The organism is Candidatus Woesearchaeota archaeon B3_Woes, from assembly GCA_005222965.1.
Lineage (GTDB): Archaea > Nanobdellota > Nanobdellia > Woesearchaeales > B3-WOES > B3-WOES.
This window is the reverse complement of the sequence record NJBG01000001.1, coordinates 874,254-900,640: the sequence shown is the minus strand read 5'-3', so window position 1 is coordinate 900,640 and position 26,387 is coordinate 874,254. Positions and strand designations below refer to the sequence as shown.

The 26,387-nt window shown below is 29.4% G+C and carries 23 protein-coding genes; 19 read left to right on the top strand and 4 right to left on the bottom strand.

Annotation, left to right across the window (positions count from 1 at the left end):
* Window positions 1-122 precede the first annotated feature (122 nt).
* Window positions 123-959, bottom strand: a complete 837-nt coding sequence (locus CEE44_04840) for a hypothetical protein (GenBank protein TKJ17820.1) — start codon at window positions 957-959, stop codon at window positions 123-125.
* 283 nt (window positions 960-1,242) lie between these two features.
* On the opposite strand from CEE44_04840, the gene CEE44_04835 reads away from it, so the two are divergent.
* The 13 genes from CEE44_04835 (at window position 1,243) to CEE44_04775 (ending at window position 16,516) form a co-directional block, all read left to right on the top strand.
* On the top strand, window positions 1,243-1,695 hold the full coding sequence (locus tag CEE44_04835; protein ID TKJ17819.1) for a hypothetical protein: 453 nt from the start codon (window positions 1,243-1,245) through the stop codon (window positions 1,693-1,695).
* 76 nt (window positions 1,696-1,771) lie between these two features.
* Window positions 1,772-3,211: a hypothetical protein gene (locus CEE44_04830; protein TKJ17818.1), complete on the top strand. Its 1,440-nt coding sequence runs from the start codon at window positions 1,772-1,774 to the stop codon at window positions 3,209-3,211.
* A 44-nt stretch (window positions 3,212-3,255) separates the two neighbouring features.
* A complete protein-coding gene (locus CEE44_04825; protein TKJ17817.1) occupies window positions 3,256-4,329 on the top strand; it encodes a hypothetical protein in 1,074 nt (357 codons plus the stop codon).
* Window positions 4,330-4,580: 251 nt separating this feature from the next.
* Entirely contained in the window at window positions 4,581-5,750 is a 1,170-nt protein-coding gene (locus CEE44_04820; protein TKJ17952.1) for a hypothetical protein, read from the top strand.
* Between the two features lie 218 nt (window positions 5,751-5,968).
* On the top strand, window positions 5,969-7,228 hold the full coding sequence (locus CEE44_04815; GenBank protein TKJ17951.1) for a hypothetical protein: 1,260 nt from the start codon (window positions 5,969-5,971) through the stop codon (window positions 7,226-7,228).
* A 116-nt stretch (window positions 7,229-7,344) separates the two neighbouring features.
* Entirely contained in the window at window positions 7,345-8,652 is a 1,308-nt protein-coding gene (locus tag CEE44_04810; protein ID TKJ17950.1) for a hypothetical protein, read from the top strand.
* A gap of 308 nt (window positions 8,653-8,960) precedes the next feature.
* On the top strand, window positions 8,961-10,136 hold the full coding sequence (locus CEE44_04805) for a hypothetical protein (GenBank protein ID TKJ17949.1): 1,176 nt from the start codon (window positions 8,961-8,963) through the stop codon (window positions 10,134-10,136).
* The gene (locus CEE44_04800; protein ID TKJ17816.1) at window positions 10,133-11,167 is read left to right on the top strand and encodes a hypothetical protein; all 1,035 of its coding nucleotides are present in this window, start codon (window positions 10,133-10,135) and stop codon (window positions 11,165-11,167) included. Before CEE44_04805 ends, CEE44_04800 begins: the two co-directional genes overlap by 4 nt.
* 203 nt (window positions 11,168-11,370) lie before the next feature.
* Window positions 11,371-12,663: a hypothetical protein gene (locus CEE44_04795; protein ID TKJ17948.1), complete on the top strand. Its 1,293-nt coding sequence runs from the start codon at window positions 11,371-11,373 to the stop codon at window positions 12,661-12,663.
* Window positions 12,660-13,508 (top strand): hypothetical protein, encoded by an 849-nt coding sequence (locus tag CEE44_04790; protein TKJ17815.1) that lies wholly within the window; start codon window positions 12,660-12,662, stop codon window positions 13,506-13,508. The genes CEE44_04795 and CEE44_04790 overlap by 4 nt, the downstream gene beginning before the upstream one ends.
* Before the next feature lie 70 nt (window positions 13,509-13,578).
* Complete coding sequence (locus CEE44_04785) at window positions 13,579-14,865, top strand: hypothetical protein (GenBank protein ID TKJ17814.1); 1,287 nt, start codon at window positions 13,579-13,581, stop codon at window positions 14,863-14,865.
* Between the two features lie 47 nt (window positions 14,866-14,912).
* Window positions 14,913-15,722 (top strand): hypothetical protein, encoded by an 810-nt coding sequence (locus CEE44_04780; protein ID TKJ17813.1) that lies wholly within the window; start codon window positions 14,913-14,915, stop codon window positions 15,720-15,722.
* Window positions 15,719-16,516 (top strand): hypothetical protein, encoded by a 798-nt coding sequence (locus CEE44_04775; protein TKJ17812.1) that lies wholly within the window; start codon window positions 15,719-15,721, stop codon window positions 16,514-16,516. The genes CEE44_04780 and CEE44_04775 overlap by 4 nt, the downstream gene beginning before the upstream one ends.
* Before the next feature lie 5 nt (window positions 16,517-16,521).
* Here CEE44_04775 and CEE44_04770 read toward each other — a convergent pair whose 3' ends face one another.
* Entirely contained in the window at window positions 16,522-17,379 is an 858-nt protein-coding gene (locus tag CEE44_04770; protein ID TKJ17811.1) for a hypothetical protein, read from the bottom strand.
* A gap of 92 nt (window positions 17,380-17,471) precedes the next feature.
* Between CEE44_04770 and CEE44_04765 the strand changes: the two genes are divergently transcribed.
* From CEE44_04765 to CEE44_04745, 5 genes are read left to right on the top strand one after another with little or no spacing between them, the layout of a single operon-like run.
* Complete coding sequence (locus CEE44_04765) at window positions 17,472-18,353, top strand: hypothetical protein (GenBank protein TKJ17810.1); 882 nt, start codon at window positions 17,472-17,474, stop codon at window positions 18,351-18,353.
* Window positions 18,350-19,792 carry a hypothetical protein gene (locus CEE44_04760; GenBank protein TKJ17809.1) on the top strand — a complete coding sequence of 481 codons (1,443 nt, stop codon included), beginning with the start codon at window positions 18,350-18,352 and terminating at the stop codon, window positions 19,790-19,792. Before CEE44_04765 ends, CEE44_04760 begins: the two co-directional genes overlap by 4 nt.
* Window positions 19,793-19,828: 36 nt before the next feature.
* Window positions 19,829-20,926: a hypothetical protein gene (locus CEE44_04755; protein TKJ17808.1), complete on the top strand. Its 1,098-nt coding sequence runs from the start codon at window positions 19,829-19,831 to the stop codon at window positions 20,924-20,926.
* Window positions 20,877-21,932: a hypothetical protein gene (locus CEE44_04750; protein ID TKJ17807.1), complete on the top strand. Its 1,056-nt coding sequence runs from the start codon at window positions 20,877-20,879 to the stop codon at window positions 21,930-21,932. The genes CEE44_04755 and CEE44_04750 overlap by 50 nt, the downstream gene beginning before the upstream one ends.
* On the top strand, window positions 21,929-22,717 hold the full coding sequence (locus CEE44_04745) for a hypothetical protein (GenBank protein ID TKJ17806.1): 789 nt from the start codon (window positions 21,929-21,931) through the stop codon (window positions 22,715-22,717). The genes CEE44_04750 and CEE44_04745 overlap by 4 nt, the downstream gene beginning before the upstream one ends.
* A gap of 7 nt (window positions 22,718-22,724) precedes the next feature.
* On the opposite strand, the gene CEE44_04740 is transcribed toward CEE44_04745, so the two are convergent.
* A complete protein-coding gene (locus CEE44_04740) occupies window positions 22,725-24,281 on the bottom strand; it encodes a hypothetical protein (GenBank protein TKJ17805.1) in 1,557 nt (518 codons plus the stop codon).
* Between the two features lie 2 nt (window positions 24,282-24,283).
* Window positions 24,284-24,817: a hypothetical protein gene (locus tag CEE44_04735; protein TKJ17804.1), complete on the bottom strand. Its 534-nt coding sequence runs from the start codon at window positions 24,815-24,817 to the stop codon at window positions 24,284-24,286.
* 245 nt (window positions 24,818-25,062) lie between these two features.
* Between CEE44_04735 and CEE44_04730 the strand changes: the two genes are divergently transcribed.
* Window positions 25,063-26,385: a hypothetical protein gene (locus tag CEE44_04730; GenBank protein ID TKJ17947.1), complete on the top strand. Its 1,323-nt coding sequence runs from the start codon at window positions 25,063-25,065 to the stop codon at window positions 26,383-26,385.
* Window positions 26,386-26,387 lie beyond the last annotated feature (2 nt).

Below are 26,387 nucleotides of genomic sequence, written 5' to 3'. Positions count from 1 at the left end.
AACAAAAAGGGTATTGTTTGGATAAAGTTTATATAGTTGTATGCCTCTTTTGTGTATTTAAATGAGTGGCAACATTACATTGATTCTTTTTCTTAATTCAACTTTTCTGAAATTCTCAATAGCTAATCTCTTCCATTTTCTTTCCTCCCTAAACAAGCATTTACTGTTTCAGTAACTTGTTTTTGTTGTAGTCTGTAAATTCCTTCTTGTTCATTTCCTAGTTTTTGAGTAAAACTACCTTTTCCCCCTACTGCCTCGTAAATTTCTTCTCCACTTATGCCTTCACTTAGGTGGTTAGCTATTGCATGAAGTGTTGCAGCATAGAACAATCTAGATTCTTCTTTACTAATACCTAATCTTTCTAGTTCTTGCATTTTCTCTCCAATAGATTTAGGTATCAAACCTGTGTCGCAAGCAATAAATGTACGATGTGCAAGAAGATTTTCTTCTATAGATCTAGCATCTTGGCCAAAGATGTATCTAATTGCACTTTCATCTTCATTTATGCATCTATTGCTTAGTGTGTAAGCAGCAACTTCTTCGGCTACAAACAGTCCTGTTATCACACGAGCAACTCGTGCAGACTCATCACTAAACGCATATTCTATTTGTTCAATGGTTCTTGCAGCTGCTAATGAAATAACAAGCTTGTTACTAGTATAGTAACTTATCTCTTTGGAGACAGTATCAATCAATGGGGGTTTTACAGCTAGAATCAGCACATCAGATTCCTTAGCAGCATAATTATTATCAGAACTCGTCTGGATTCCTTGGTACTTTTCACCTAATGATCTTAGTTTATCCTGGTTGCGACGCGTAGCGATAATGTTCCTATGTCCTTTGTTATAAAGTGCATCAATTACTTCTTGTCCAAGACAACCTGCTCCAATTATGCCTATAGTCTTAACAAGGAATACAACCATCGGTGTTCCCGAGAGTTTGTCCCCCTTTATATTCATTTTCTATTCGTTTTTCTAGTTCCATTTTGTTTACCTCCATTGATTTAAAGAATATTCAGTTCTAAAGAATAAATTCAGATATCAGAACAATGATGGCACTTACTGTGCCGGTGTTGGTGTAGGCTGTTCACTACAAAAAAGAAGTACAGAATCAAATGTTTTCTTGATAGTTTCTACCATAATAGATAGTAATGAATATATATTATATAAACATTCCTATAAATCAAATTGGGGTTTGTGTTTTGGATAAAGTTTATATAGTTGTTTTGTTGTTATATGTGTAATGCGAATAAAAAAAGAGGTTGATGTAGTGCTTATGGTAGTGTTTGTTCTATTGTTCTTTGGTTTTGGTTCTTATATTGGTTTAAAAGATATTAATGGGGAAAAGGTTGTGGATGTAGAAGCTATGTGGGGTAGTGGAAGAAACGCAAAAGAGATTATTGAGGAAATGCCTGCTCTAATAGAAGAACCAGAACAGGATTTTAGGATTATTGATATTAAAGATACTAAATATTCTCCTAGTGAATTGGATATTCCTGTTGGAACAACTGTTTTTTGGGTTAATAGTGATCCTAATAGGAATTATTTGGTTTATGAGAGATCTGCTAATAAAAGGTTTTATAGTTCTCGGATAGAGCCTTTTGAGAATTTTAGTTATACTTTTGATGAAAAAGGCACTTATTATTTTAATGATGGTGTTTTTACATACATGCATGGAGTTATTAGGGTTAGTTAGTTATAGCAAAATTTATATATAGATGTTATTTAATATAGGTTAAAGTATAGAGGTGGGGATATATATGAGTAGAATAATGCTTATTTTTACATTTTTAGTAATTTTTTCTAGTGTTGTTTATTCTCAGAATGAGACAGTTGTAGAACCCCCTTTTGAAGTTGAGTTAAGTGTTATAAAAGATAAAATTGATTTTTCAGAAAATGCTGAATTCAAGATAAAAATTACTAATCCTAGAAACTCTATTGAGGTCTTTACTATAAAACCAGCAGCACCATATGTGGAGTGGTTTATTAAGACAAGACCTGTTTCAGATTATAATGTAAAAGTATATCCTGAATCAATAAGAGAGGTTTTGCTTGTTGCAAAACCAATAGGTGTTGGAATTGGAAGGTATGCTCTAAGAATAAATATAAAGCATGAAGATAGTGGAGAGTTGTTTAAGAATGATATTATTGTAAATGTTGTTTCTTTGGGTAATATTCCTGCTGTTAGTATTAGCGGAAAGGTTCCTGAGAAGATTGATCCAAGAGAACCATTTGAAGTAACTGTTTGGCTCGAGAATAGAAATGCAAAAAATTTAGAGGAAATAACTGTTGAGCTTAAGAGCGATGCAATAAGGGAATCTACTATTAGTTCTTTAGGTCCTTTAGATTCTGGAAGTGATAAAAAAACACTGAAATTTAATGTTTTATTAGATAAAAGGACGCCACCTATTAAGGATAATCTAAGAATACATGTTATTGCAAAAGATGGTAAAAAGATTTATGAGCTTAAGAGTGCGCCATATGGGTATGAGGTATTAAAGTATGGTGGTGTTGTGGATAATCATAATCCTAGTTTTAGGGTTTTAGGTAAATATGACAGAGTAATGTTTGTGAATGATGGAAATACTAAGTTTGATGGTTTTGCTAAACTTGAAAGTCCTTTTTACAAGGCTTTATTTACAAGAACAAATCCAAAAGCAGAGTCTTTTGTTGAAGATGGAAAGAGGTATCTTGGGTGGAAAGTTAAATTAGATTCACAGGAAACCTATAATGTTGTTGTTAAAACTAATTATATTCCTTTGTTTATTGTTTTGGTTGTTCTTGGTGTGTTCTTTTTTTACTATTTTAAGTTTAGAAGTCCTGTAATTATAACAAAATCTGTTCAAAATATAGTTAAAACAGAAGGTGGAATAACTAATTTCAAGGTTATTCTGCATATCAAAAACAGATCTAAAAAACCTATTGATAATGTTTCTATAATTGATAGAATACCTGATATAGCTGATTTTGATAAAGAAGAAGGGGTTGGTACATTACAGCCTGAGAAAGTTGTTCATACTAAAAGAGGAATTATTGCTAAATGGGTTATTAATAACCTTGATAGAGAAGAAGAAACTGTTATTAAGTATGGTGTAAAATCAAGATTAAGTATTTTGGGTAAATTGCCTTTGCCTTCTACAATAGCTAAGTTTAAGGATGAGAAAGGAGAAGTGAAGAGAAGCTATTCAAATAAGGTTATTATTGGTTCTTGATTTTGCTTTTAGTTTATATTTATTGGGGGCTTAAAGATAATAATATGGGATTAGTAAACCCAAAACAATATACAAGAGTATTTGGCGGTCCAGGAATGCCTTATATTACTTCTTATATGTTTGCGTATCATTATAGAACCATTGATTTCTTAATAACGTGGAAAGACAATATGTGGACAGCATTTCTTAAAAAAGATATGCTTGAAAAAACTCTTAATGATGGTGTTGAGTTTTATTCTAATAAGAAAAAATTTCTTTTATTTCTAAATGAATATAAAAAACATTTTGATGAATCAATTCCATTTTTTGAAAAAATTACTAAAAAGAAGGTAATTAAAAAGAATGATGTTAAAACTTTTTTCAAGCATGCTGGTAAAACTCTTTCTCTTTATGTTAAATGTGAATTTTTTTATCTTGATATGGCCTTTAGAGTGGCTAAAAAAAATTCTGTTTTAAAGCGTAATTTAGATGATTTTAATAAATTAAAAAACCCAGGAAAAGAGCAGATTATTAGAGTATATTTTGATGCAAATTCTTATATTTATAAAGTTCTTAGGATATTAAGTAAACAGTTTTCAGTTGATTTTGAGGACTTAGTGGAGTATGATCCTGATGAGGTTATTGGTTTGTTTGATGGCAAATTTGTTGATAAACAAACTCTTAATAAAAGAAGGGATTTTTATATTTTAAAGGGTGGAAAAGGGAAAGTTATATTATTACAGAATGATATTTATAAGAATATTATTGATTTAATGGTTCCAAAAATAAAATCCAAAAAGGTTTTGAAAGGAACAATAGCGAATAAAGGAAAAGTTATAGGCAGAGTTAAGTTATTTAATCATGGTTATGAATTTTACAAAGTCAGAAAACTTACTCAGGAAATGAATAAAGGAGATATATTAGTTACTGAAACAACATCACCAGAGTTAATGGTTGCTTGCCAAAAAGCAGGGGCAATTGTAACAAATGAGGGCGGTTTATTATCTCATGCTGCAATTGTTTCAAGAGAATTGGGAATTCCTTGTATTGTAGGAGCTTTAGGTGTTACAAGTTCCTTAAAGAATGGAGATAGAGTAGAAGTAGATGCTGAAAAGGGAATTGTTAGGAAGATAAAATGATAGATCCAAAACAAGAACTATTAAAATGGGGGCCTATTGATGGAAGACCAATTTATGTTGATCCTTTCACAGATGCTTTTGTTAAATATCCTAAGTTTATAGGTGTTTCTTGGCCAGATATTTTTGGTTTTGTTAAACATGATAAGGTTGTTTTTATTGCAGACTATGAAAAGCTAAGAGATAGTGGAGAAAAACTATTTGTTAAACATGTTCTGGATGATAAAATTCTTAGAAAAGCTTTTGATGATTGGATGGTTAGTGTAGATAAGTTTAGAGAATTTGAAGCTAGGGTTAATAAAGGTCTTTCTGATTTAAGCTATAGTGAATTAAGAAATCTTTTTGTTGAATGGGAAAAAGGGCATCTTAATTTTTGGTTAACTGGAATTCTGCCTGAGCTAAGCAACTGGGGAGGAGAGAGATTATTAAAAAATAAGATATTAGATTTTGATAAGTTTAATTTTATTGAAATTTTTGAAGCTCTTAGTGCTCCTGAAAATCTTTCTTTTTTTCAGACTGAAGAATTAGCATTTATGAAGATAAAATTATCAGATAATAAAGAGAAATTAAAAGAACATCAGCAAAAATATTATTGGTTAAGAAATAGTTATGGTTTTACAAAGGTTTTGGATGTTAATTTCTTTAAGAAAGAGCTTGATAAAATTTCAAAGCAGGATGCTAAGAATAAAATTAATGAAATCAATAATTATGTTGATAAAATATTACAAAAGAAAAAAGCCATTATCAAAAAATATAATGTTAATGATGAAACTGTTCATATAGCAAAAAAGCTTGCTTATTGTGTCTGGTGGCAGGATTTTAGAAAGCAGTTTATCTTTATAGCTAATCATATTATAAGTTGTTTTATGAAAGAGATTTCTAAAAGGAAAAAGATTTCATTTAAAGAAATTTGTTATTATTGCGGTTATGAAATTATTGAATTGTTAGAAAATGATAAGAGGATAGATGCTAAATCACGTTATAAAGGTTTTATGATGTATTATAATGAAAATAAAAATGTAGATTATTTAGCTGGTAAAAAAGCAAATGATCTTGTTAAACCTTATCTTGAGGTTCATGTTGATAAAAATTTAAAAGAGTTTAAAGGGTTGGTTGTTAGTAAAGGTAAACAGAATGTTGTTAAAGGAAAGGTAAGAATTCTTCTTAGTCCTAAACATATTGATAGAATGGAGAAAGGTGAAATATTAGTTGCGCCAATGACTTCTCCTGATTATGTTATTGCTATGAGAAAGGCTTCAGCAATAATAACAGATGAAGGTGGTATGACTTCACATGCTGCTATTGTTTCTAGGGAATTAGGAATTCCTTGTATTGTTGGCACAAAAATTGCCACAAAAGCATTAAAGAATGGTGAATTAATAGAAGTAGACACTGATGAAGGAGTTGTTAGGAAAATAAAATGAGTTTAATTGAAGAGAATTTTGATAAGGGGTGGTATGAAGAACATGCAGAAGCTAGTCCTTTGCTTATATGTCTTGCTGCACATGCCATGGCAGATGGAATTACTTTTTTAAAAAACCAATATAAGTTTGTATTAAACTTTTACAAAAATGGGGAAACAAAGTGGTGCACTTTAGTTGAGGATCAGGATAGATTATTTGAAGAGATATTATCTGTTTATATGAATAATAAAGAAGAGTTTGATAGATGGTTTTCTGAATTTGAAAAGGAATCTGCTAAATATCAGCAAATGTTTAATGAATTAATGAAAATTGATCTAAAATCATTAACAGAAGAAGAATTATGGGATAAACACAATAGGATATGGCAACAGTTGATTAGATCAAGACGAATTTCTATGATGATGGACCCTATCATGTTTAGTTCAGAGAGGAGAATGATTAAAGAATTAGAAGATTATTGTAAAAAAGAAAAGATTAAAGATGTTTCTAAAATATATTCTACATTGACTTCTCCTGAAAAGGCTTCTTTTTTGAATTTTTTTGAGATTGAGCTTATAGATATAGCTAAAAAAATAAAAGGAAGTGATTTATTAGATAATCCTGAAGAGTTTGTTAGATTAGATATTGTTAAGAAGCATATTAATAAATATTTTTATGCTAAAGGGAACTGGGGGTATGGTTATAGATACTCTGTTGGTATGGTGATTGAGGGTATAAAAGAATTATTAAAAGAAGATTTAGATGAATTAGAGAAAAAGAAAAGACAATTATCTAAAGAGAATAAAAAAATAAGGAAAGAGTTATTGGATAAATATAGATTTAGTAATACAATAAGGTCTTTATCAGATTTAAGTGTATTTGTTTCTTATTGGCAGGAATTAAGGAAAGAGAATGCTCTGAAGTTTATTTATTATGAAACAAGATTTGCAAAAGAGTTTTCTAGAAGATATGAATTAGATGTTAAAGATATTATGTTATTTGATATAAAAGAGGTTGAAGAATTTGTTAAAGATAAGGAAAAATTTCTTATTGAAGTTGAAAAGAGAAAAAAACCTTTTCTGCTTATTCATACTTTGAATAAATTAGAGGCTATATACGGAGAAAAAGTAAAATATTATTTTGATAAAGTTGTGAGCTTGAAGGATCCTGATAAAATTTCTGAGATAAAGGGTGTTTGTGCTTCTCCTGGTAAAGCTACTGGTAAAGTCAGAATTGTGAATACAGTTGAAGAATTCTCAAAATTTAAAAAAGGAGATGTATTAGTTACTGGTATGACAAGACCAGAATATGTTGGATTAATGAAAAAGGCAGCAGCAATTGTTACAAGCGATGGTGGAATTACATCCCATGCTGCTATTGTTTCAAGGGAGTTAGGAAAACCTTGTGTTACTGGTACAAATATTGCTCTGAAAGTTTTAAAAGATGGTGATTTAGTAGAAGTAGATGCTGAGAAAGGTGTTGTTAGGAAGTTAAAATGAATAAAGAAGATTTTAAAAAAATAATTCAAGAAACTGAATGGTATGATCAGGGAGGAGAGGGAAAACCATTTTACATTTCTTTTCCTGTATATACAGCAGTTAGAAGTGTCCTCAGTATGCATGAAAAAGGATATGAACATTTAATTATCATAGAAGAGGATGGCAATTTTTGTATGGGTTTGGATAAAGGCGCTCTTGAAAAGATGTATAAATATATTTTAGATAAAAATAATAGTGATGATTCTTTCTTAGACAAACTTGAAAAGCTCCATGATAAACTTGAAAAAGACCTTGATAAAGCTATTGATAGTCTTCCTGATTTGAAATCTCTATCAGATGATGAACTAAAAAAAGTATTTGAAGAGTTCTGCGATTGTTTTGATGAAGCGTGGAAACCATTTATATTTATAGATTCTTTTGATCTTTATTGGGAGGAAATAATAAACCATCTTCTAAATGAAGAGTATAATAATAAGCTTACAGATGATGAAGTGAAGACTCTTTTAATGCCTGATGTTCCTTCTTTTGCACAGGAAGAAGAAATATCTTTATTAAAGCTTAAAATCAATTTTTCTGAAGAAGGTCTTGAGAGGCATCAAAAGAAATTTTTTTGGTATAAGAACAATTATGGTCATGCAGACACACAACCCGTATCGCATTTTAAAGAAAAACTTGAAAAAATAAAAGATCCTGAAAAGAATCTTAAAGAGATAGAAAAAAAGCTTTCAGACCTTTCAAATAAGAAAAGAGAAATCTATGAAAATCATGATATGCCCAAAAACGTGTTGAAATTCTTTAAGTTAATGTCTTCATTGGGTCATAGGAGAGATGTAAGGAAGAGAATAAACTGTAAAGGGGATGCTATATTAAGATGGTTTGTAGAAGAAATAGCAAGAAGAAAGAATATTGATTGGAGACTTTATGAACAATTGCCTTTCATAAACAAATCTGATAAATTATTTACAATATCTGAGGAAGAATTAAAAAAGATTGGTCATAAGGTAAGTGCATTGTTTTCCAGAAAAGATGATCCTGCATATTTTTATGGTGATGAAGCTGAAGAAATAAAAAAGGTTTATGATGATAGGATTAAACAGGAGTTTAAAGAACTAAAAGGGCAGATTGCAAATAAAGGAATTGTTAAGGGAAGAGTAAAGATTATTATGAAACAAGATGAGTTTTCAAAAATGGAAGAAGGAGATATACTTGTATCATATATGACTAGACCTGAATTTGTTCCTATTATGAAAAAAGCAGCAGCTATAATCACAAATGAAGGGGGGATTACTAGTCATGCTGCAATTGTTTCTAGAGAGTTAGGTAAGCCTTGTATTATTGGAACTCAAGTAGCTACAAAGGTTTTAAAGGATGGTGATTTAGTAGAAGTAGATGCTGATCATGGTATTGTTAGGAAGATAGAATGAAAGAAGATTTATCTAAAAGGTTTCAGGAAATTGCTAAAAAGAAATGGTATGTACAGGGATTTAACAGCTGTCTAAATTATATTTTTCATGGTCCTGTATCATCGATGGTTGATTGTCACAAAGTTCTTGGTTATGGGTATACTGAAAAATTATTTATTTTTAACAAAGATTATTTAGAATATTGTTATCTTGAACAGGATTTAGTAGATGTTGGAAATAATTTTCTTAAGAGATATGAAAAAGATAAGAATTATTTAAAGGATTTATTAAAAAAAGATGATGTTTTTGTAAAAGATTCTCAAAAAATTATGTTAGAGATAGATGAAGGAGATATTAAAAATCTTAATAATAAAGATTTACTTAATATTTATAAGAAATTTTGGGGAACCTACCACAGACTTCTAAGTGTGAGTCATTTAGTAGAAGCAATACCTTTTGTTGTTGAGCCTTTGTTAAAAGAAATGTTGGAAAAATCACTAAATCTTAACAGGCATGATAAGAAATTCAGGGAAATTTTTAATGATTTATTACAACCTGAACGACCTTCTTTTATGAATGAAGAACATCTGGATTTAATGAAAATTATAAAGATGATGGAAAATGGTGAAGATGTTTTAGGATTAATATCATTTCATAGAAAGGAATATTTCTATAACCAATTAAATTATTTTGATGGTGATGGTTTAAGAGAAGAAGATTACCTAAAAGAAATAAAAAATATGATTAAAGATAATATTGATGTTGATAAGCAGATAAAAGAGGAAAATCAAAGGTATAAGAATAATATTAATAAAAGAAAAGAATTGATTCAAAAATTTAATTTTGATAGTAAAATTATAGATTTGATTGATCTTTCGATAAAAGTTCTTCATTGGCAGGATGACAGGAAAAAGAATATGTTGAGTTGTGTTTACTACATGCATATATTATTGAAAGAGATTAGTGAAAAGTTTGATATTCCCTTAGATATTCTAAAAAGATATTCTCCTGATGAAATTGATTATAAAATGTTAACTAATTTTAATATGGAAGAGAGTAAAGAAAGGATAAAACATTATGCAGTTTATATGAAGAGGAAAGATGGTAAATTAGTTTCTGAATTCTATATAAAAGATGATTTTAAGAAGTTTATGGATTGTTATCATAAAAGTTTAGCTGCTCAATCTGATATCCATGGAATGTGTGCATCTACTGGCAAAGTTAGTGGTATAGTAAGGATTTGTAAAACAAAAGATGATTTGGCTAAATTTCAAAAAGGAGAGGTGTTGGTTGTAACAATGACAAGACCTGAGTGTGTTCCTGCTATGAAAAAGGCTGTTGCTATTGTAACAGATGAAGGTGGGATTACTAGTCATGCAGCTATTGTTTCTCGTGAATTAGGAATCCCATGTGTAATTGGTACTAAAATAGCCACAAAAATTTTAAAAGATGGCGATTTAATTGAAGTAAATGCTAACCATGGTATTGTGAGGAAGATTAAATGAAAAGAAAACTAAATGATTATGAATATATCTCAAGAGAAATAGCTTTTTATGTATATGATAAATGCATTGAAGTAGGATACTCCAACTTAATGGAACTATTAGGAGAAGATATAGATGATAAATTCTTTTTCACAAAAAAGAATGTGAATGAACTTTACAGAAACAAAGAAGAGTTTGATCTGTTGAAAAAAAATGTCAAGAAAAAAGTTAGGAATAATCCTTCAAAATATTTGGCGCTGTTCAAGATTGTGGGAAAATCTGACAAACAAATAAGTAGTATAATACGCAGCAAACCAACAAATAAAATAGAGCTTATTGCGATAATAGAGAAAATCCAGAAAATTTTGCCTGAATACTGGAAGTATTATATATCATGTGCATTTATTGGCTATTCATTGGATGATGAATTCCTAGATCACCATCCAGACTATAAAAGCACCATCACAAAATACAAGAGTAAATCTTACTGGGTGGACTTATGGGAGTTCTTGTCAAAAGAATTCAAAAAATATCTGAAAGAAGAACTAGTAGAATCAATGTCTCTAGAAGAAATAAAAAATCTGTTGCAGTGTAAAGAAATAGACATGGATATTGTCAAGAAAAGACATCAAGCCCATTTCTACACTTTGAAAACAAAGAAATATCTGTTAGGTGATGAAGCGCTTGCAAAGATGAAAGAGATATTTGAAGAAGAATCATATTCAGAGGCAAAAGAGTTAAAAGGGACTATTGCAAACAAAGGATTTGCGAAAGGAGAAGCAAAGATAGTGTTGACAAAAGAAGATTTTTCAAAGGTCAAAAAAGGAGATGTCATAGTAGCATCCATGACTAATGTGTTATATGTTCCAATACTTGGAAGATGTTCGGCAATTGTAACCAATGAAGGAGGACAAACAACCCATGCAGCGATAATTTCCAGAGAGATGAAAAAACCATGTATCATAGGTACAAAGATTGCAACAAAGGTTTTAAAAGACGGCGATTTAATTGAAGTTGATGCAAATAAAGGTATTGTAAGAAAGTTAAAATGAAGTATATAGAAGGATATGCTAAGGGAAAAGTAAAAGATTGGGTTGGAAAGAAATGGTATCACCAAAGATTTGATGGTTCTCCTTGTTTTATGCATTTTATTGCTGAAGCTGAAATAGAAACTCATGAAAAAAGAAAGCTTGGTGGAGATTTTAGTGTTCACTACTGTTTTTATGATGAAGGGAAGGCTGATTGGTATATTTGTATGGATGATATAGAAAAGGTCTATACTTCTATAATTAATGAAAGTAAAAAAATTCAGGATATTAGTTCATATTTTATTGAAGAATGGGAAAGAGATAATGATTTATTCTATAAAAAGTGTATTGAAGTTAGTAAAATAGATCTAACTAAGTTAAGTGATGAAGAATTAATAAAATTATCTAATGAATTTTCACAAATTACTTTGAATAGAAACAGTTCAAGCTCTCTTATTGATGGTTTTGCTCTAGGAACAGATGAAATGATTGCTGATAAAATAAAAGAGGTTTATGAAAGTTCTAAAATCAAGGATGAAAAAAGATTTACAGATGTTTTTTCAACATTAACAGCTCCTGTTCATCTGTCTTTTATTAATGATGCAGAGGTTGAGCTTTTAGAAGTAGCATTAAATGTTAAAAAAGGTGGAGATAAAACAAAACTTTTAGAAGAACATCAAAAGAATTTCTTTTGGACAAGAAATAATTACGTTGATTCTTATGTTTTGGATGTTAAACACTTTGAAAAAGAATTAGATAAAATCTTTTCTCTTAATCTTAATATTGAAGAAGAAGTAAAAAGAATTAAAGATACTCCTAAGGTAAATAGGAAAAAGAAAGAAGATCTTATGAATTTATTAAATATTAGTGATGAACTAAAGGTTTTGATAAAAATTTCTGAAGATTTTACATACTGGCAGGATGAAAGGAAAAAAGCAACATTCTGGACAACACACTATTTTAGTTTGATATTAGATGAGATAGGTAAAAGAGTTGATATTCCTTTAGATGAAATTAAGTATATGAGTCCTAGAGAGGTTGGTAATATATTTAATAAAAAACCTACAAGAGAAGAATTAAAGGGAAGAAAAAATAATAGTGTTTTTTACTGGGATAAAGAGGGTCATGAGGCTTTACATGGTAAAGATGCTGATGATGTTAAAAATGAGATACTAGGAAGTACTGATTTGTCTGATGTTGATGATTTTAGAGGCTTAACAGCTTCAATGGGCAAAGCAACTGGAAAGGTTAAGATTTTGAAGAGTGCTACAGAGATAAATAAGGTTGAAAAAGGAGATATTATTGTGGCTGTAATGACAAGACCAGATTATATTCCTGCTATGAAAAAAGCATCAGCAATTGTTACAGATGAAGGTGGAGTTACATGCCATGCTGCAATTGTTTCAAGGGAATTAGGAATCCCATGCATAATTGGTACTAAGATAGCCACAAAAGTTTTAAAGGATGGAGACTTAGTAGAGGTTAATGCCAACCATAGTTGGGTTAAGATAGTAAAATGAAAGTTAGAAATACATGGTCAAATATAAAGATAATTAAAACTAGAGCTAAAAGAGGGGAAGGAACCTCTGCTCCATCTCCTGAAGAGATTAAAGTTTATGAAAAATTCTTTAAGATTGCTATAGGAAATAAGAAAAACACTAGAACATTGGTTTTAGGAGCAACACCTGAATTAAGAGATTTGGCAATAAAACATGGTTCTGAAACAATTGGTGTTGATAGTAGTCCTAAACTTCTCTCATTATTAACGAATGTTATGCATTATAAAGATAGTAAGAAGAATGTATCTGTTCTTGGTAATTGGTTAGAGATGCATAAATCTCTAGAATTAAATTCCTTTGATGTTGTTATGGGAGATGCTTCATTTAATAATGTTCCTGTTAAAAAATGGAGAGATCTTTTTAGAATTGTTAATCGTTTACTGAAAAAAGATGGATATTTGATAACAAGACATATAATTTATGATTATCCTCTTAAAAAGATTAGATCATGTGAAGAATTTGTGAAAGAATTTAAGCGGAAAAAATGCACTATTCTTGGATTGGTTCTTAAGTTTGGTATGTATACTAAATTTGCAAAAAGACAATATAATCAAAAAACAAAAGTATTTGATTGGAGTTTTTTAGCTGAAGTTGAAGAACCTGTTGGGAAAATGTTAAGTGGAAAGGCTAAAGCCGATTTCATAAATATAGTTACACATGCAAAAAGCATGATAAGCTACATGTCATCAGAAAAACATTTTAAGAGTAAGATAAAAGATTATTTTCTGATTAAAGATACAAATAGGATCAAAAAAGTTCATCATTCTGACATTCTCCCTATCTATTTTCTTAAAGTTAAGAAATAATCGTAACTCTTGAGTGGTTACAAAATAGAAAGGTTTATAAAGACTAAATCTCTATATAATAATACATAAAATGGTAGATTGGTTTAATCAAGCATGGAGACAATTTCAAGAAGATCATTTAATTACGCCTGAGTCTTTTGATCTTGATCCAAATGTTTTTCAGGAAAGGATTTCTAGGGATCAAACTACATTTGATACATCAAGAATAAGTTACCCTCTTCAAGGTAAGACTATAAATGATGTAATAGATATGTTAGAGAGGGGATCAAAACCATCAGAATTTCCTTATTATTATGATAGAGCAGGTAGTGCTGCAAAAGACGCTTTGGCTCATAGATTAGTTATGGCTGAAGCAGGATATCTTGAAGAATATGATATTAATCCATTAGAACATGTTGGAGCAACTACTTTTCCTTGTGGTATGTCTGCTATAGCTAATGTTGCAGAAGCATTAGTAATGCCTTATTCAAAAGAAGCAAGGACAGGGTTAAGATTCTTACGAGGAAAAGATGTTTATTTCCATACAGGTCCTTTACTTAAAGAAGTAATACCACAAAAAATGGGAATAGAACCTGCACTTGAGATAGATACTACAAATCCTGATGAAGTAAGGGCTGCTCTTGAAGATAACAAAGATAAAATAATTGCAATTTTTTATGAACCTATTACTAATCCTTTGTTAGAGTATACTGATACTAGAAAGATTCATGAAGTTGCAAGAGAGTATGGTGTTCCAATTATTACTGATAATACTTTTTTAACACCTTTCTTATCTCAACCTTTAAGAGAGGGTGCAGATATTGTAATTCATAGTATGACTAAATATATGAGTGGGGAAGGGGATACAATGGGTGGAGCAGTTATTGGTCCTGCTGAGTTCATAAAAAGTTTAACACAAAAAATAGAAGGAGATATATTGCCAAATTCACAACTTGCAAAATTATTCTATAATAGAATTCCAAGTTTACCAGACAACATGAAAAGACATGTTGATAATGCTATTATAATTTATGATTTCTTAAGTCAACATCCGAATGTTGAGAGTGCTACTTATACACCTGATACATTACTAAATACAAGATACGGTGCTCCTGGTGCTGTTCTAAACTTTACATTAAAGGGAAATAGTGATGAGGAAAGATTAGCAAATGTTGCTGCTTTTGAACATTATATTCAAGATAATCCTGGTGCCATAGTAAATAAGGTTAGTTTAGGTGAAAGACAACATCTATTGATAGGAGAAAAAGACCAGGGTTCTGGTTTTGTTAGGTTTGCTGTAGGTAGAGAACCTGAAGCGGGTGAAGTTATTAAATATTTGAATAAAGCACTTGATCATGTTTATCAAAAAAGTGCATAATTTCTTTTTAGATAATTTTAAATAGTTATTTTTATGTTCTTATAGAGATGTCTTCAAAAAAACAGAAATGGACCAATACAATGGCCCAAGTGTGGAAGAATTACAGACCACCTATAAGGCCTTCTAAAGACGATCTTAGAGTTTTTAATGAATTTCTTGAAAAAAAGATAAAACAATATGGTAAAGAGGTTAAGGTTCTTATCTTAGGTTCTACACCAGAGTTTAGAGACTTAGTTAATTCAAAGAAATTAACAGTTTATGTTTGTGATTATAATAAAAAAAATAATGAGGCATTGAAACTATTAAAAAAAGTTAAAGGCAAAGATGTTTTAATTCTTCAGGATTGGATAAAACTTAAATTAAATGAAAAGTTTGATTTGGTTTTTGCAGAAGCTTCATTAAATATGGTTAAAGGAAGTGATGTACCTATTATTTTAAGGAATGTAAAAAATATACTCAAAGATGATGGTTTGTTTCTTGCAAAAACATGGGTAAGAGTATCAAAAAGTCTTGTTCCTATGGATAAGATTATTAGGATATACAGAACAAAATACAAGGGTAAAAGTTTTAAAAATTATATGAATCAGTATCTTCTTTCTAATTTTTATGATAGAGGGAATGGTTCATTAAATGGACAGTATTTGGGTATGAAAAGACTTTATGAAAAAGGTCAGATAACTAAAAAAGAGTTTAGTTCTGTTTTAGGGCTTGATTATGAAACAACACCATTGGTATTGTATTTGCCAATGAAAAAAGAACTAACTAAAATAGTCAAGAAGTATATGAAATTAGTTAGAATAATCACTCCTAAACCTGTTGGTACAAATAAAGTGCCTGTTTATGTTATGAAAAAATGAAAAAAGACTGGAGCGATGAATTTGTTTATCACTGGAAGTATTACAAAAGCCCTGCAAGGCCTTCTATTTCTGATCTAAGATTTATTAAGAAAAATATAAAATCAAAAGGGAAAAATGCTAAAGTTCTGATTTTAGGTTCTACACCAGAGTATAGGAATATGTGTGGACAGCTCAAGCTGTCTGTTACTTTAATTGATTTTAGCAAAAAAAACTATCAATATCTAAATAGAGAGGTTAAAAATAAGCCTAAAGAGAAATTTGTTCAGGGAAACTGGCTTAAAACAGTATTAGATGAGAAATTCGATATTATTTTAGCAGATAATATTGTTAATATGTTTAAAAAGAAAGATATCAATAAATTATTTTCAAATGTTTCTAAGATGCTGAAAGATGATGGTTATTTTATAACAAGAACTTATTTTAGAGACAAAGGAGAAAAGTATACAGGAGATAATTCAATAAAAGAATATAGGAGAGAATATCCAAAATCTGGTGTTTGTAGTGGAACTATAAGAAATCTGATTTTAGCTTCTTATGATTTTAGGAAAGATTATACAATGTTGAAAGATGCGTGGAAAGTGATTTTGAATTTGTATAATAAGAAACTTATTAGTAACAAAGAACTAAAAGATTACGAGAATTTGTCTCTTAATAGAGATTTTTTATTTTTTATGCCTTTAAGGAGTGATCTTGAAAAGAAATTTTTTAAATTCTTTAAGACAAAAGAAATATTTTATGGCAATGAAAAGCATTTGAAAAATAAATTGCCTTTATATGTTTTAATAAAGAAATAAATTTCTTATTTTGGTTTGCAAACTATAATAATAAAACTCCTGCCAAAATAATGATCTTTTGCAAAATCTTCTTTAATAATTTTAAAAAATTTAGAAATTCTTGAAAAAACCTCTTTTTTAGTTCCAGTATACCATGTTTTTTTCAATGGTTTGTACATAGTATACATTTCGTTCATTAATTCTTCTACTTTAGGATCATTTGGATAAATATACTTGTCTTTTTTCCAATATTTCTTTAATGTTTTTTTTATTTCTCTTGTATATACTTCATGAGTTTTTTTATTGTATGTATTGTAGACAAGATATACTAAAAGCTCTGTGCTCCTATCATAATTGTGCTTCATTTTTGAAAATTTCTTTAGAACTTGTTCTGTTGATTCAAACTTCCAATTAGGTGGGAAAAAGAACATCCTATGTATCCAATATCCTTCTTGTTTAAGTATTCTTTTTACTTCTTTGAGAAATTTTGGTTGATGTTTGGCATCAAGGTTGCCTAAAACTAGATCTCCCATTACAATATCAAAGTGGTTGTCTGGAAATTTGGTATTAATCCAATTTCCTTTAACAATAATCTCTTTCTTTTTGTGTGTAGTTAATTTAGACATTTCATTAATCATATTTTTGTTAATGTCTATTAGAGTAACTTCCACATTAAATTTTGCTAATTCATCTCTAATAGATGGTGTTGCTCCAAGAATTAATGCTCTTGTCTTTTTTCGCTTTTTTAAGGCTTCTTTAATAAATTTATAGAAAATCTTTTTTTCCTGTTTTGTTGGTTTGCCAGGTTCCCAATAGAATTTTTCATATCTGTTTGCATATTCTTTCCATGGATCTGTATAATTCTTTTTGAGTTTTCCTTTCATTTACTAAATTTAATTAAGTTGACTTTAAATATTTTTTGTTTCCCGACTAATATCCGAAAAGTATATATATTCACTTATTAGATAAGTGTATAATGGCAAGTGTTCAGAAAAAACAATGGGAAAAATTTATGGACTCATGGAAAAAGATGGGTGCTCCTGGAAGGCCAAACAGAGAAGTATGTTTAATATTATTTAAGCATATAAAAGACCATTTAATTAAAGTAAAAGGAGAAACAAGAATTGTTATTTTAGGATGTACTCCTGAATATAGGGATTTGGGTTATTTATGTACTAACTTGTTTGGTTCAAAAGTATTTTGCGTTGATCAGAGTGATTATATTTACAAAGCAATGTCTCAGCTTGTTTCTTTTCCAAATAAGAATGAAAAATTTATCAAATCAGATTGGGTTAAAATGCCAATTCATTCTAATTCTGTTGATGTTGTTATGGGAGATAGTTCTATAGCAAATCTTCCTAAAGATAAGTGGGATGAATTTTTTAGTGAAGTAAGGAGAGTTATGAAAAATAATGCAATATTTATTCCAAGGAACGACACAATTCCAAAAAAATGTCCAGTAAAACTTGATTTAGATGAAGAATTTAGAAAACAGGCTAGGAAAGTTCTTAGTGGAGAAAAGACTATTATAGAGGCTTGTGGTTATGTTGGAGATTTTATGTTAAGAGTTAGTGCACTTAACAATAATTATGTTGCTTCTTTAAGACATTTTACCAAACAATTTCAAAAGGGTTATAATAATCGAAAAAATAAAAAAGACATTGTTAGTAAAACTGCTCTAGCAATAATGGATATATGTAAAGAAACCTATTTTAGTTCAGTATATAAGGAGTGGACAATAATGCCTCCAAAATTATTTGAAAAAGAGTTGAAAAAGTATTTTGTTATAAAGAAGAAAATAATTCCTAAACACGGGTTAGGGAGTAGTTTTAAGATTTATTTGATGAGGAAAAGATGAATTTGAAAAATTTTGTTGGAGTTTACAAAAAGCATATTTGTCCTTATCCTGTTTTGTTGGTTTTGCCTGCTTATGATAGATTCTATAAGAAATATCTTAAAACAGATTTAAGAGGAATTTACGTTCTTATTGATGATGGTGTTTGGGATACTTTTGTGGAAGAAAAATATTGGAACAAAGGCAAAGAGGGTATGTTTAGATTATTTAAAAAAAATTCAAAGATTATAGATGAGTTTAGCAAAAAATTTAGAGAGGTTTCAAAAGAGTTTCTTAAGTTCACAAAAAGTTTGGATAGAGATTATTCAAAATTATCTAACAAGGATTTGTTAGATTTATATAAGAAATATAACCAGAAGTATGTTGGTAGTTTTATTTATGGTGAGTGTCCTGCAGAAACACTTAAAGAATTTCTTGAGCCAGAATTAAATAATATATTATTAAGTATAGTTAAAGATAGGAAAAAGTTAAACAAAATTTTTAGTTTATTGACAATACCTTCTAAAGAATCTTTTGTAACTAAAGAAGAAAAGGATTTGCTTGAAATTGTTGCATTAGCTAAAGAAAAGAAGGATACTAAGAGTAGATTAAAGAAACATATTTTAAAATATAATTGGGTTCCTGTTGATTATAATGGAGATGCGTGGACTTTAGAAGATTTTGAAGAAAGAATAAAGGTAATCTTGGAGTATGGGATTGATCCTAACAAAAGGTTGATGGAAATTGAAGAGAATAGTGTTAAATTAAAAGAAGATCAATTAAAAGCTAAAAAAGAGTATAATATTGATGATGAAACTTTTTCTCTTTGTTTAGAAACGCAAAAGTGTATGGTTTTGATGGATTTGAAAAAAGAGTTTTATTCAAAAGCACATTATCATGTTCAGTTTTTAATTAGGGAGATTGGTAAAAGGATTGGTTTAAGTTTAACACAGGCTAATTATTTAACTCCTAATGAGGTTGAAAAGGCTTTAAATGAAAATAAAGCTGATAAAAAGATTCTTGATGACAGATATAAAAAATCTGTTTATTTTGCAGAAGGATTTGGTGTATGGTTTTTAGATAAAAAAGAAGAGAAAGAAGTTAGGAAAGTGTTAGATAAGAAACATGATGGTGATTTATTAGATGGTGTTTGTGGAAATCCTGGACATGTTAAGGCAAAAGTAAGAGTTATTGTAGAAAACAAAGATTTTTCAAAATTTCAGAAAGGAGAAATTCTTGTGACTGCTTATACAACTCCTGATTTTGTTAGCATTATGAAAAAGGCTTCTGGTATTGTAACGGACAGAGGTGGTGTTACAAGCCATTCATCTATTATTTCAAGAGAATTAGATATTCCTTGTGTTGTTGGGACAAATCATGCTACAAAAATTCTAAAAGATGGAGATTTAATTGAGATAAATGCTGATGATGGATTTGTTAAGAAGGTAAAAAACAACAAATAATATAAATATAATATCCTTTTATATATATGGGTAAAAATGAAAAAATATGTAAAAAATGCTGTTAAAGAGCTTCAAAAGTCTGATAAGGACAAAATAGAGGTCCCATTAAAATCTAAAAATGATTATAAAAGATGTTTTTGCAGGTTGTTATATAACAAATTTATTCTAACTATTCAGAAAAAGGTAGTTCCTAGCCATCTAAAGATTTTTTTTTTAAGGACTGCTGGAATGAATGTTGGTCATGATGTTTGTGTTCCTCATGATATTTATTTTGATCCTTACTTTCCTGAATTGATTTATTTGAAAAAAGGTAGTTTGATAGGAGGAGAATCAACTGTTAAATCTCATCAGATAAAAGGGAATACACTTATTATAGGAAAGTGTGTTTTAGAAGAAAGAACATTGATGGCTGGGTTGTCTACCATATTACCTGGCGGAAAGGTTAGCAGAAATTCTATGTTAAGTATAAATTCATTTCTTGATACAACAATTCCAGAAGGAGAGTTGTGGGTTGGAAAGCCTGCAAAACTATTGAAAAAGTTAACAGATGAAGAGATTGATAAGTTTTTCAAGCCGTCTGATGGAAATTATAAAGAATATTACAAAGCTTTTAAGAAAAATGTTAAAGAATTTCTTAAAGATCCAGATAAGATGTTCTTTAAGATGCAGTATAATGGAAAAAGGCTTAATGCTGGAGATGATTGGTGGAGGGCAAGAAATGTCTTAAGGATTTTTTATAATGGAATATTGGTTGAGATAACAAGAAGATTGCATCATTCTTTTTTTAAAACATTTTTATTAAGAATGGTTGGTGTTAAAATTGGGAAAAAGTGCAGAATTGGTAAAGGTGTTGTGTTTGATCATCTTTATGGAGACAATGTTACATTAGAGGATAATATAAGAGTAGATGATCATTGCTATTTTGATGGGCACAGCTATACTATTAGTCAGACAATATTTGGAAAAACACTTGTAAAGAAAGGAACTCATCTAAAACATGATACTTTTTTAGCAGCAGGAACATTAGTAGGTGAGAATGTAGTTACAGAGCCATATACAATGCTTCAAAAAGAGATTCCTGCTAATGAAGTCTGGGGAGGAATTCCAGGTAAATTTATTAAAAAAAATGATTAGATTTATTGTATTACTAAGTCTTGAGACTAAGGTTAGGAAAGCGACAAAAGGTAAAGATAATTCTCTTAAAAGAGGAGATCATAAGATTGTTCAGAGAGAATATGATCAATTAGTAGCAGAAACTGAACCATACAAAAGAGCTATGCCTGAAAGGTCTCCATTAGGAAAAAGAATGAGGGTTGGTGTTAGAAATGTTAAAAATATTGCAAGGAATATACATGCTAATACTTATGGCAATCTTTCTGTTTACCGTCAAGATAGTCAAACAAAAAGTCATTATAAGAAAAATCCAAGAAGCAAAGAGCCCATGGCTCATATTACACCTGGTTTTGGTATGACTAGAGGTAGTATGTATAAGTTAGGTAAAGAATTTAGAAAAGAGGGTTATCGACCTGTTTTCCACAAAGGGCATCATTTTTTATCAGAAAAAGAGGGTGCTGAAAAGGGTTTTAGAAAGATGAGGAAACTTCATAGATATACTAAATTGGAAGATATACCAAATAGAAATGATATTATGATTGGACATAGTAGTGGAGGGAATAGAGTAAGATATATGGCAAGAGATAAAAGGATAAAAAAATATGGAATTAAAAAAGCATATGCAATAGCACCAACTCCAACTGGTTTTAAACCACAAACTTTAGGACAGAGGCTTCTTGCGCCTTTGATAGGTAAAGAAGATATAAGATATGAAAAGGGACAAAGGACGGCTTTAGAACTATCAGGCACAAAACCAGAAATTTCTACTTATAATATTTCTGGAAAAGAAGATGGATTGGTTCCACCAAAAATTGCTGCAGATAAAGATGCAGAAGAACATTATGTAGTTGAAGGTCCTGATTCAACTCATTTTGGAACGAGTGGAGCAACTCCTAGAATAAATGAGCTTTTGGTTGATTTGGTTAAAAATCAATCCAAACCAAGATATAGGAGATATAAAAGAAAAGAGAATGTGTTGAAAAAAGAGGTAACTGGTCAACCAAGATATTATAAAGATGCAGCATGAAAAAATTAGATCTTCTTATCATTGATATTGATGACACATTTATTTATCATCGTACTGTTGCTATAGGAAATAAGATTTTTCTTGAAACTCTTTCTGGTTTTTTTGGTAAAAGATTAAATGATAATAGGTTGTATACTACATGGAATTCTATTTTTATTGTGTTTAGAGTCGTAATTTTAAATTTTTTCAGATTTAGATTTAGTAAAGGTAATTCAAAGAAATTTTTTAAGCTTATTAAAATATCTTTTTATCTACATTTTCTTAATTTTATAAGAAAAATCAATAATAGATTGTTTAATATTATTTGTTGTGAAAAAATAATTAAGGTTTGGGCTAGTGCTGTTGTTTCTCTTCATATAAAAACTGAAGAATATCAACTTTCAAAAAAGGTAATTGAGAAAAATATTAATAAAAAGGTTTTAAGTGTTTATAATTCTTTGAAAAGATTAAATCCAAAGATGAAGGTTGTTGCAATAACACAAAACTTTGTTGTTAATAGTGATTCTGTAAAAGAAATTTTGGGAATTAACTTAGTTAAGTCAAACAGATTCATTGTTGATAATGGAATTATAAGTGATTTTGAGCTTAATGTAAAGAATGGAAGAGACAAAAAGAAAGTTGCTGATGAAGTTATTAAAAAGTTTAAGCCAAAAAGTGTTGGATTGTTTATAGAAGATTATGATGATGTTTCTTTGTTAAAATTAGAAAATTTAAAATTTGTATTATATAAGAAAAAAATAAAAAGATTTATAGATAAAAAGGATATAACTTTATTAAGGTTTTAAGAAAAGACTAAGATTTATCTTTATCCCTTTCTATTAATTCTCTTCTCAATAATTTTCCGCTAGGACCTTTTGGTATTTTATCTATAAAGCTTATGCTTTTTGGACATTTATGTTTAGCTAAATGTTTTTGACAGAAATCGATTAGTTCTGTTTCTGTTGCTTTTTTTCCTTTCTTTAATACTACAAAAGCTTTAATCTCTTCTCCATACATCTCATCAGGGATTCCTATTGTAGCAGCATCTACTACATTTGGATGTTTATATAAAACTGCATCAATTTCAGTAGGACTAATGTTTTCTCCACCTTTAATTATAAGATCTTTTTTCCTATCTATGATATAGAGGTAATTGTTTTTATCTAAATAACCAATATCACCTGTATGAAGCCAACCATTTTTTAACGTTTCTTTTGTTAGGTCTGGTTTATTATGGTAACATTTCATTATTTGTGACCCTTTTGCCAAAACTTCTCCTTTTGAGTTTAGAGGAACTTCTTTATCATTATCATCAACAATCTTTATTTCATTTATGTCCATTGCAATTCCTACTGAACCTGGTTTCCTTTTTTTCAGATCTATTGGGGTCATTGTTACCCATGCTGTATCTTCTGTTAAACCATATGCTTCAAAAATATTAAAATTAAACTCTTTTTCAAACTTTTTCATTAATTCTACAGGCAATGGTGCTGCTGATGATAATATATACTTTAATGATTTTAAGTTATATTTGCTTATATCTTCAGGTGGATTTAATAAAATAGAAAGCATGGTAGGAACCAATAAAGTATAATTAATCTTGTATTCTTCAATTCTTTTCCAAAAGAGACTTTTACTAAACTTTTTGTTTATTACAACTGTGCCACCCACACAAGTTGTTGTAAATAATGTTGGCATTATTCCTCCAATGAAAAATAGAGGTAAAGAATCTAGAGAGATTGTGTTTTCTTTTAATGAAAGAAATCTTCCTACACTCATAGAACATGTAATCAGATTCTCATGTGTTAAAATAACCCCTTTTGGTTTGCCAGTAGTACCAGATGAATAAATAATTAATGCTTCGCTACTTAATGTTATGTTTTGAGACTTTAACTCAGATGAATATTTTTCAATTTCATCTTTAAATAATTTTATTCCTTTTGTTCTATTTTTTTCTTCTATTGAGATTATTTCTTTTAAGCTACTAAGGTTTTTTCTTATCTTTTCAATTTTTATTAGGTTTTTGCTATCAACAAACACGACTTTTGATCCAGAATCATTTATTAGATATTCATATTCTTCTGCTAATAGATTTATATTCATAGGACTAAAAACAGCCCCTATTTTAAAAGCTCCAAACATTGCGTAAAGAAGTTCTAGTGAGTTTGGTAAGATAGCTGAAACTTTTTCTCCTTTTTTCAAACCTAAGTCAAGAAGAGTATTTGCGACTTTATTAGTTATTTCATCAAACTCAGCAAAAGAAATCTTTGAATTATCCTCGCAATAAATTAAGTATGGTTTGTCTTTAAATTTTTTTGCGTGGTCTTTTATCATATCTCCTATATTGTTCCAGGGGGTTTTGTGTTCCATTTTTATTTTCTTTTTCTGATTAATTTTGCAGGCACACCCCCCACCACTTCATAATCCCCTACATCTTTTGTTACACACGCACAATTTGCAACAATAGCATTTTCACCTACAGTAACTCCTAGTCCAACAAAAGACTTTCCTCCAATAACTGCGTTTTTCTTTATATGAACTTTACCTAATGTTATCTTATCTTGTGTTAATGCGTCTACAATAAGGGAACATCCAACACCTAAAATAACATTATCTTCTAATGTAATTAATTCTCCTAAAGAAGGGCTTAGATCTATATTTGGGAATATTAAGACATTTTTTCCTATCTTTAGGCCCATTCTTCTATATAAGAAATTTTTAAATCTACATGGTGGAAGCTTTTTTATTATTTCTGCAGATCCACCTCTCCAAAGCATAGTCCATACGTTTTTTAGCCTATGCCACTGGCTTGCTGCAGATTTTTTACCTTCATATTTTACACTTATTATTTTTTCATTGCTATTAAGCAAATTTTTAAATAAACTTTTTACTTCCTTCTTTTTCATAATAAAAATATTAGCGTTCTTATATATAAATATTTATATTATATAAGAAAAAATTAAAAAGATTTATAGATAAGGGAAGAAATATTACCTTATTAGAGTTTTAATGGTAGACTAAGATGACAATTTCGCCTATTGATAGGATTCAAAAGTTAGTTAAGGGACATTCATTAATTGTTGAAAGAATGCCTTCTGTTCTACATACCATCAATATTCCAGGAGTAGCTCTAATAGAAGAATTAAATAAGATGGATTTATCCTGGTTAACAACATGTCTTGCGATAAAGAATAAGCATTTAACCATTATCTTTTCTGAAGACAGAATGATTGAGTTAGGAAAAAGATTTCTTAGAAAAGAATTAGAAAATCCTGGTTATTATAATAGCTTGTATGATGAATGGAAAGGGTATGAGAAAGAATATCATAAAATATGTAAAAAAATCGATTCTTTAGAGTTAGATAAATTATCTTTGACTGAACTTAAGGAATTATATATTGAATTTATTGAAAAATATCACAAAGAATGGATGATTCCTTTAACTGCTAATAATATTTCTACTTATTCTGAGCATTTTGTAATTCCTAAAATAATTAAAAAGTATGGTAAAAAAGGAATTAAGGATTTTATTGATATTTCTACACCAATAAAGATATCATTTGTAAAAGAAGAGGAAAAAGATCTTCTTAAAATTGCAGTATTGGCTAAAGAAGGAAAAGATTTCAAAGAAGAGTTAAAAAAGCATGCTGATAATTATCATTGGTTAAAAAATAATTACAGAGATGGAATAAGACTTGGTGTTGATTATTTTTTAGATAGATTAAAAGAGGACTTATCTAAAAATCCTGAGAGCAAACTTAAGGTATTGGAGGAAGAGAAGAAAGTCTTAGAGAAAAAACATAAAATTCTTCCTAAAAAATTTACAAAAGAAGAAAAAGTTTTGGCGCACCTTATTGATAAAGCAACTACTTTGCAGGATTTAAGAAAAAAGAGCAATATGATGGGAGATTATTATGTTCTTGAATTTCTTAAAGTAATATCTAAAAAAACAGGATATAGTTTTGAAGAATTGTGTTATACTAATTTAAAAGAAATTTATAAAATACTTTCTGGTAAAAAGGTTTCTGGTTTAAAATCAAGAACAAAGTGTTGTGTTAATATAATTGATATTGGTTATGATGAAGTTTTTGGTGGAGATGAGGCTCTTAAATTTTATGATATTATAGATAAGGTTGATGATGTTAAATCAGAGGTTTTAGAAATTCCTGGTGTTTCTGCTTCTTTAGGCAAAGTTAAAGGGATTGTTAGGGTTGTGCCTGATGTTTCTAATGTTAAGGTGTTTAACAAAGGTGATATATTAGTTGCGTCAATGACTAGGCCAGAGTATACTTCCTTAATGAAAAAAGCAGGAGCTGTAGTTACAAATGAAGGTGGAGTAACTTGTCATGCTGCTATTGTTTCAAGAGAATTAAACATTCCTTGTATAATTGGAACTAAAATAGCCACAAAAGTTTTAAAGGATGGTGACTTAGTAGAGGTAGATGCTGATAAAGGGGTAATAAAAAAATTATAATG

What these genes read in the sequence shown, in the direction of transcription:
- CEE44_04780 (TKJ17813.1), top strand. Translation starts at nt 14,913, where the DNA reads ATGTCTTCAAAAAAACAGAAATGGACCAATACAATGGCCCAAGTGTGG.
- CEE44_04740 (TKJ17805.1), bottom strand. Translation starts at nt 24,281, where the DNA reads ATGGAACACAAAACCCCCTGGAACAATATAGGAGATATGATAAAAGAC.
- CEE44_04745 (TKJ17806.1), top strand. Translation starts at nt 21,929, where the DNA reads ATGAAAAAATTAGATCTTCTTATCATTGATATTGATGACACATTTATT.
- CEE44_04800 (TKJ17816.1), top strand. Translation starts at nt 10,133, where the DNA reads ATGAAAAGAAAACTAAATGATTATGAATATATCTCAAGAGAAATAGCT.
- CEE44_04755 (TKJ17808.1), top strand. Translation starts at nt 19,829, where the DNA reads ATGAAAAAATATGTAAAAAATGCTGTTAAAGAGCTTCAAAAGTCTGAT.
- CEE44_04795 (TKJ17948.1), top strand. Translation starts at nt 11,371, where the DNA reads ATGGATGATATAGAAAAGGTCTATACTTCTATAATTAATGAAAGTAAA.
- CEE44_04760 (TKJ17809.1), top strand. Translation starts at nt 18,350, where the DNA reads ATGAATTTGAAAAATTTTGTTGGAGTTTACAAAAAGCATATTTGTCCT.
- CEE44_04815 (TKJ17951.1), top strand. Translation starts at nt 5,969, where the DNA reads ATGAATAATAAAGAAGAGTTTGATAGATGGTTTTCTGAATTTGAAAAG.
- CEE44_04840 (TKJ17820.1), bottom strand. Translation starts at nt 959, where the DNA reads ATGAATATAAAGGGGGACAAACTCTCGGGAACACCGATGGTTGTATTC.
- CEE44_04785 (TKJ17814.1), top strand. Translation starts at nt 13,579, where the DNA reads ATGGTAGATTGGTTTAATCAAGCATGGAGACAATTTCAAGAAGATCAT.
- CEE44_04750 (TKJ17807.1), top strand. Translation starts at nt 20,877, where the DNA reads ATGAAGTCTGGGGAGGAATTCCAGGTAAATTTATTAAAAAAAATGATT.
- CEE44_04790 (TKJ17815.1), top strand. Translation starts at nt 12,660, where the DNA reads ATGAAAGTTAGAAATACATGGTCAAATATAAAGATAATTAAAACTAGA.
- CEE44_04765 (TKJ17810.1), top strand. Translation starts at nt 17,472, where the DNA reads ATGGCAAGTGTTCAGAAAAAACAATGGGAAAAATTTATGGACTCATGG.
- CEE44_04770 (TKJ17811.1), bottom strand. Translation starts at nt 17,379, where the DNA reads ATGAAAGGAAAACTCAAAAAGAATTATACAGATCCATGGAAAGAATAT.
- CEE44_04820 (TKJ17952.1), top strand. Translation starts at nt 4,581, where the DNA reads ATGGTTAGTGTAGATAAGTTTAGAGAATTTGAAGCTAGGGTTAATAAA.
- CEE44_04825 (TKJ17817.1), top strand. Translation starts at nt 3,256, where the DNA reads ATGGGATTAGTAAACCCAAAACAATATACAAGAGTATTTGGCGGTCCA.
- CEE44_04805 (TKJ17949.1), top strand. Translation starts at nt 8,961, where the DNA reads ATGTTAGAGATAGATGAAGGAGATATTAAAAATCTTAATAATAAAGAT.
- CEE44_04835 (TKJ17819.1), top strand. Translation starts at nt 1,243, where the DNA reads ATGCGAATAAAAAAAGAGGTTGATGTAGTGCTTATGGTAGTGTTTGTT.
- CEE44_04730 (TKJ17947.1), top strand. Translation starts at nt 25,063, where the DNA reads ATGGATTTATCCTGGTTAACAACATGTCTTGCGATAAAGAATAAGCAT.
- CEE44_04735 (TKJ17804.1), bottom strand. Translation starts at nt 24,817, where the DNA reads ATGAAAAAGAAGGAAGTAAAAAGTTTATTTAAAAATTTGCTTAATAGC.
- CEE44_04775 (TKJ17812.1), top strand. Translation starts at nt 15,719, where the DNA reads ATGAAAAAAGACTGGAGCGATGAATTTGTTTATCACTGGAAGTATTAC.
- CEE44_04810 (TKJ17950.1), top strand. Translation starts at nt 7,345, where the DNA reads ATGCATGAAAAAGGATATGAACATTTAATTATCATAGAAGAGGATGGC.
- CEE44_04830 (TKJ17818.1), top strand. Translation starts at nt 1,772, where the DNA reads ATGCTTATTTTTACATTTTTAGTAATTTTTTCTAGTGTTGTTTATTCT.